This window comes from Candidatus Proelusimicrobium excrementi (assembly GCF_937881865.1).
In the GTDB taxonomy this organism is placed as follows: domain Bacteria; phylum Elusimicrobiota; class Elusimicrobia; order Elusimicrobiales; family Elusimicrobiaceae; genus Proelusimicrobium; species Proelusimicrobium excrementi.
On the sequence record NZ_CALGEO010000017.1, the window covers coordinates 1 to 5402 of the forward strand.

A 5402-nucleotide genomic window follows, 5' to 3' on the forward strand; every position below is an offset into this window, starting at 1 on the left:
ACAAGCTAAACAAGCACAGTTAGAGCAGACTGTTGAAACGCCTGTTGAAGATGAATACTTATCCGATGATGAATATTCTGATGAAGAAGAATATGTTGAAGAAGATGAGGAAGAGTATGTTGAGGAAGAAACCGTTGTTTCTGAACCTGTGGTACAGACTCCAAAAGCAAAATTTGAAGTTCCAAAAGCTAAAAGATCTTCTCATTGTCAAATATTATCTGGAGAGTTGATACAAATTCCTTGTAGCAACGAAATTGATATTATTCATGGTTCTTGTAATGGTTCGTACGTTGTTACAGATATGAAAGATACTAAAACGGATAAATATTTAGGTGTATCTGATGGGCCTAGAGAATTACATGAGTATTTTGAAGCAAATGAAACTGGAGAGAAAATGTCTTGGCGTGTTGCAAAAGATGCTTGTGAGGCTAAAGGTTTTCGTCTTCCTAACGCAACCGAATTGGCAAATATAATGGAAGCGCAAAAACGTATTTGCGGGATACCTTTAGTTGATGATGATTACTGGGCTGATGCAAATGGTATGAGAAGTGCCGTTTATTGCAACAAAAGTGGTGAATGCTCTACTTACGAACCTCATTTAGTAAAAAGACAACCTCAATTGTTGTGTCGAGTTCGTTGTGTAAAATAATTTTTATTCATATCTTAATGCGTCAATTGGGTTTAAAAGAGAGGCTTTGTATGCTGGGTAAAAACCTGCAAAAACACCAATTAAACCTGATACTGTTAACGAAAGTATTATTGAAAAACTTGATATTAAGATATTCATCTTGGTTAATATGTGAATTAATTCAGCGCCAGCAACACCAACAACGATGCCTATTAATCCACCAATTATAGACAACAAAAATGATTCTATTAGAAATTGTATTCTTATATCAGATGCAGTAGCTCCGATTGCCATACGGATACCTATTTCCTTTGTTCTTTCTGTTACAGAAACAAGCATAATGTTCATAATACCTATACCACCGACAAGTAGTGATACTGATGCAATTGCACCTAATAATATGGACATTGTTTGAGCGGAAGATTTAATTGTTTCCTGCATTTCGGCAAGGTTTCTGATTTCGTAATCGTCATCTTGAGTTTTACCAATATTGTGGCGTCTTCTCAATATGTCGTGAATATCATTCTGTGCAATATCTAGAGTTTCTTCGCTTATGGCTTTTACGTTTATCATTTTTACAGATCCAGGGAAGTCTGTTCCAAAAACTTTTTTTTGTGCGGTTGTAATTGGTATGAATACTAAATCGTCTTGGTCCATACCCATTCCGTTTTCGCCCTTGATTTTTAAAAGTCCTATAACTTTGAACGGAACATTCCCAATACGCATTGTTTTGTTAATTGGATCCATATCTCCGAAAAGTTCTGTAGCAACGGTGTTGCCGATGATAGCTACTTTTGTATTATTTTTTACATCTTCTGGAATAAAGTTCCTTCCATCGACAATTTCATAATTTCTAATATGCAAATATGATGCAGTTGTTCCTGCTACAGAAGTTGACCAGTTTTGGTTTCCGTAAGTTAGTTGTTTTGCTTGGGCAGTGTATGGAGCAACCATTAGCACGCCGTTAGCTAATTTTTCAATGGCTTCAGCGTCTTTCAATGTTAGCGTTGGTTTAGTCCCAGAACCCATTCTGACACCGCCTGAAGTCGCAGAACTTGAACGAATCATCAATAAGTTGCTACCCATAGATTCCATATCTTTTGCAATTTTTGCGCTGGCTCCTGAACCAACTGCAAGCATAATTATTACTGCGCTAACGCCGATAATTATACCTAGAGAGGTTAACATTGAACGCATCTTGTTTATTTTTAGCGAAACTATTGCCATTTTTAATGTTGATTTGAAATCTATCATTCAGATTATCCTTTTAGTATGGAATTGTTGTATGTTCGTTTATTGTGTCGGATATTATTTTCCCGTCTTTGAATTTTACCACTCGTTTGCAATATTGAGCGATATCAGGTTCGTGAGTTACTAGAATTATTGTTTTTTTCATTGTTTTATTAAGGTTTACAAAAAATTCCATAACTTCAATACTTGTTTTTGTGTCTAAATTACCTGTAGGTTCGTCAGCTAATATTAGAGGCGGATCGTTTACTATTGCTCTTGCGATTGCGACACGTTGTTGTTGTCCGCCTGACATTTGGTTAGGCATATGGTCTTCTCTTTTTTCCAAGCCTACAATTTTTAAGGCTTTTTTTGCAAGCGGAAGCCTGTTGGAATCACTCATCGAACCGGAAACGTCTATTAAAAACACCAAATTGCTTTGGGGGCGGTTTTCTTTCGTCAGAGTTTTTGCTTTAACGCCTATTTTTACAAGTTTGTTGTTTTTATTCCAAGGCGCGTCGGAATACTCAATATCAACGCTCAAGGGCTCCGCGCCTTTGGGGGCGGCGTAATTGTAATCGAAGTTGTTTATTAAAGATTCAATTCTTACGGCTTCTTTTTGTACGCCCCAGCCTCTGTTGATTTGTTCTTTCAGCATAGAATAGGAAGCCGTATCAACATCGGCCGAGAATGTGGAAAGCGGTTCTAAAGAGGCCTTTTTAAAGGCGTTTTCTGTATAGTCTTTAGTTTCTTTCGCAAAATTTTGCTCTTGGGCTCTTGTCGGCCTGCCCAACTGGTATCCGAGGGGCGCCGAATATGAAACAGCCATATTTTTTGCCCGCATAGCTGCGGGAGCGGCGGCATAAGCCCCTCTTATGATGCGGCTTGTGGCTTTTACTGGTGCCGGTACGGGGGCCGGCATTGGGGCCGAATCCGCAAGTAAAACTTCGGCTTCAAAATTCTCTTCTTCTTTATATGCGGCGTTATCCGTAGCGGTTGTTTGCGCCTCTTGCGCTTGCTTGGCGGGCGTTTCTTCGGGTGATAAAGCGCAAGATTGCCCTTGGCAGATATCTCCGCCCGAGTAGGTTTCGTTTTGCCCGTGTTTTATATAGTCTTTAAAAACAGGCGTACCGAAGACGGCTATAAGCACCACCAATGACGCCGCAGCGGTAAGTTTAAGATATCTTTTCCTCATATTAAATCTCCTTCCGGCCTGTTTGGCGACTATCTTATTAAAGACGGCCTGCTTTTTCCAGCCGGTTTCGTCAAAATTAACATTGGAAAATTTATTTTTTATTTCCTCGTCAGTATATTTCATAAATCCTCCAATATCGTTCTTACTTTTTGCATTGCTCTGTTTAATATGGTGCCGACATTGCTTTCGCTGAGGGAAGATACCGCGGATATTTCCCTGTTCGTCATGGAAGAGAAAAACTTAAGCGAAATCAAATCCCGCTCTTTAGCGTTAAGCGCGCTTAACGCCGCGTTTAACTGTTTTATGTCTTCCTGTTTATCAAGTTCTTCGTTTACGCTTTCGCCGGAAGGCAAAACATCTTCTTTATCTGTTAAGGAAAATATATTCCTTATATAATAAAGGCGGAAATAACCGTTTACTTTGTTTCTTGCTATGGTAAACAGCCATTGTTCGATATTGCCTTTTGCTTCTTCGTAAGCGTTTTGTTTTTTAAACACCGTTTCCCAAACGTCGGAGCATATATCGTCGGCCGCGGTTTCGTTTAAAACCCTGGCCCTTATATAGGAATATATCCGTCCGAAGTAGGAATTATAGACTTCTTCAAAGTTCATGTCGGCCTCCACCCTGTATACGTTCTAGGGGGAAAAGTATCACAAAAAAATTATAGCAATTTATATTTATCAAAAAACTTTTAATATTTCTTTGAAAAATGTTATAATAATTAAAAGTTCAAGGGCGTGTAGCTCAGTTGGGAGAGCGCCTCGTTCGCAACGAGGAGGTCGTGGGTTCGACTCCCATCACGTCCACCAGATTTAACGGCCGGCATATAGCCCGGCCTTATTTATTTTGCTAAAATTTAAGATATATGCAAAGTATATTCAAGAGGTAAAACTTATGTTAGATAAAATTCGCGTTAAGGACGTCGGCGGATACGTCGGCCGAGAAATCACTTTAAAAGGCTGGCTTTACAATAAACGTTCAAGCGGGAAATTGCACTTTTTACAGCTGCGCGACGGCAGCGGCATTATACAATGCGTCGTTTTTAAAGGCGACGTTACCGCGGAAGTTTTTGAACTCGCCGATAAAATAACCCAGGAATCTTCAATAGAAGTTACCGGCACGGTAAGGGAAGACAAACGCTCCCCGCTGGGTTTTGAATTGGGCGTTAAAGATATAAAAGTTTTGCAGATGGCTAAGGATTATCCCATTTCTCCCAAGGAGCACGGCACAGCTTTTTTAATGGATAACCGCCATTTATGGCTTCGCTCCAGCAGGCAGGTTGCGATACTTAAAATCAGGGACGAAATAATTTTTGCAATACGCGAATATTTTAAAAACAACGGTTTTACTTTGGTGGATTCGCCTATTTTAACCCCTGCGGCCTGCGAGGGCACAAGCACCCTTTTTGAAACCGATTACTTCGGGCAAAAAGCTTTGCTTTCCCAAAGCGGTCAGCTTTACGGGGAAGCTTCCGCCATGGCGTTGGGCAAGATTTATTGCTTCGGCCCTACTTTCAGGGCGGAAAAATCCAAAACGCGCCGCCACCTTACGGAATTTTGGATGGTGGAGCCGGAAGTCGCCTTCAACGATTTGGACGACAATATGGATTTAGCGGAAGATTTCATCTGCTATATAGTTGAAAAGGTTTTAAAAAACCGCCGTGCCGAACTTGAAGTTTTAGGCCGCGACATCAGCAAGCTTGAAAATATCAAAAAACCTTTCCCGCGCATTTCTTATACGGAAGCTATTGAAATTTTAAATAAAAACGGCAACCCGACGGAATGGGGCGGCGATATCGGCGGCGACGAAGAAACGATTATATCCAAGACTTTCGACCGCCCGGTAATGATACACCGCTATCCCGCGGCCATAAAAGCTTTTTATATGAAGCGCGACCCTAAAGATGAAAAACTCGCTTTGGCCGTAGACGTAATCGGGCCGGAAGGCTATGGGGAAATTATCGGCGGAAGCCAAAGGGAAGAGGATTATGACACCCTTATCAAACGCATACACGAGCAGGGCCTTGAAGAAAGCGCGTTTGACTGGTACCTTGACCTGCGCAAATACGGAAGCGTGCCGCACAGCGGATTCGGCATGGGTATAGAAAGGGCCGTGGCGTGGATATGCGGATTGCCGCACGTAAGGGAAACGATACCTTTCCCGAGGCTTATGGACAGGATAAAACCGTAAGCGGTGGTTTTCTGAGAGGGCGGGGATTTGTATCTCCGCCCTTGTTTTTTTGTATTTTCTCGGTCTAAGTTGTGCGCTCCCATTTTTTACCCGCGAGATATTGTGTACTTGCGGCTAGCAATTTAGGTTAAGCAAAGCCTTATACTGCACCTTGCGCCGCTC

General features: G+C 41.3%; 5 protein-coding genes and 1 tRNA gene. 3 read left to right on the plus strand and 3 right to left on the minus strand.

All coding sequences use genetic code 11. From position 1 onward, the window contains the following. Positions 1-649: hypothetical protein (locus ACQY26_RS01265; RefSeq protein WP_428047271.1), on the plus strand; the 649-nt coding region annotated here is incomplete at its 5' end. Between the two features lie 3 nt (positions 650-652). Here ACQY26_RS01265 and ACQY26_RS01270 read toward each other — a convergent pair. The 3 genes from ACQY26_RS01270 to ACQY26_RS01280 are packed head-to-tail and all read right to left on the minus strand — an operon-like array spanning position 653 to position 3661. Next, a complete protein-coding gene (locus tag ACQY26_RS01270) occupies positions 653-1882 on the minus strand; it encodes an ABC transporter permease (RefSeq protein ID WP_428047272.1) in 1230 nt (409 codons plus the stop codon). Between the two features lie 13 nt (positions 1883-1895). After that, complete coding sequence (locus ACQY26_RS01275; RefSeq protein ID WP_428047273.1) at positions 1896-3173, minus strand: VWA domain-containing protein; 1278 nt, start codon at positions 3171-3173, stop codon at positions 1896-1898. After that, positions 3170-3661 carry an RNA polymerase sigma factor gene (locus ACQY26_RS01280; RefSeq protein WP_428047274.1) on the minus strand — a complete coding sequence of 164 codons (492 nt, stop codon included), beginning with the start codon at positions 3659-3661 and terminating at the stop codon, positions 3170-3172. The genes ACQY26_RS01275 and ACQY26_RS01280 overlap by 4 nt, the downstream gene beginning before the upstream one ends. Before the next feature lie 122 nt (positions 3662-3783). Between ACQY26_RS01280 and ACQY26_RS01285 the strand changes: the two genes are divergently transcribed. Continuing rightward, positions 3784-3859, plus strand: a tRNA-Ala gene (locus ACQY26_RS01285). A gap of 85 nt (positions 3860-3944) precedes the next feature. After that, positions 3945-5240 (plus strand): asparagine--tRNA ligase, encoded by a 1296-nt coding sequence (asnS, locus tag ACQY26_RS01290; RefSeq protein WP_428047275.1) that lies wholly within the window; start codon positions 3945-3947, stop codon positions 5238-5240. Positions 5241-5402: the final 162 nt, after the last annotated feature.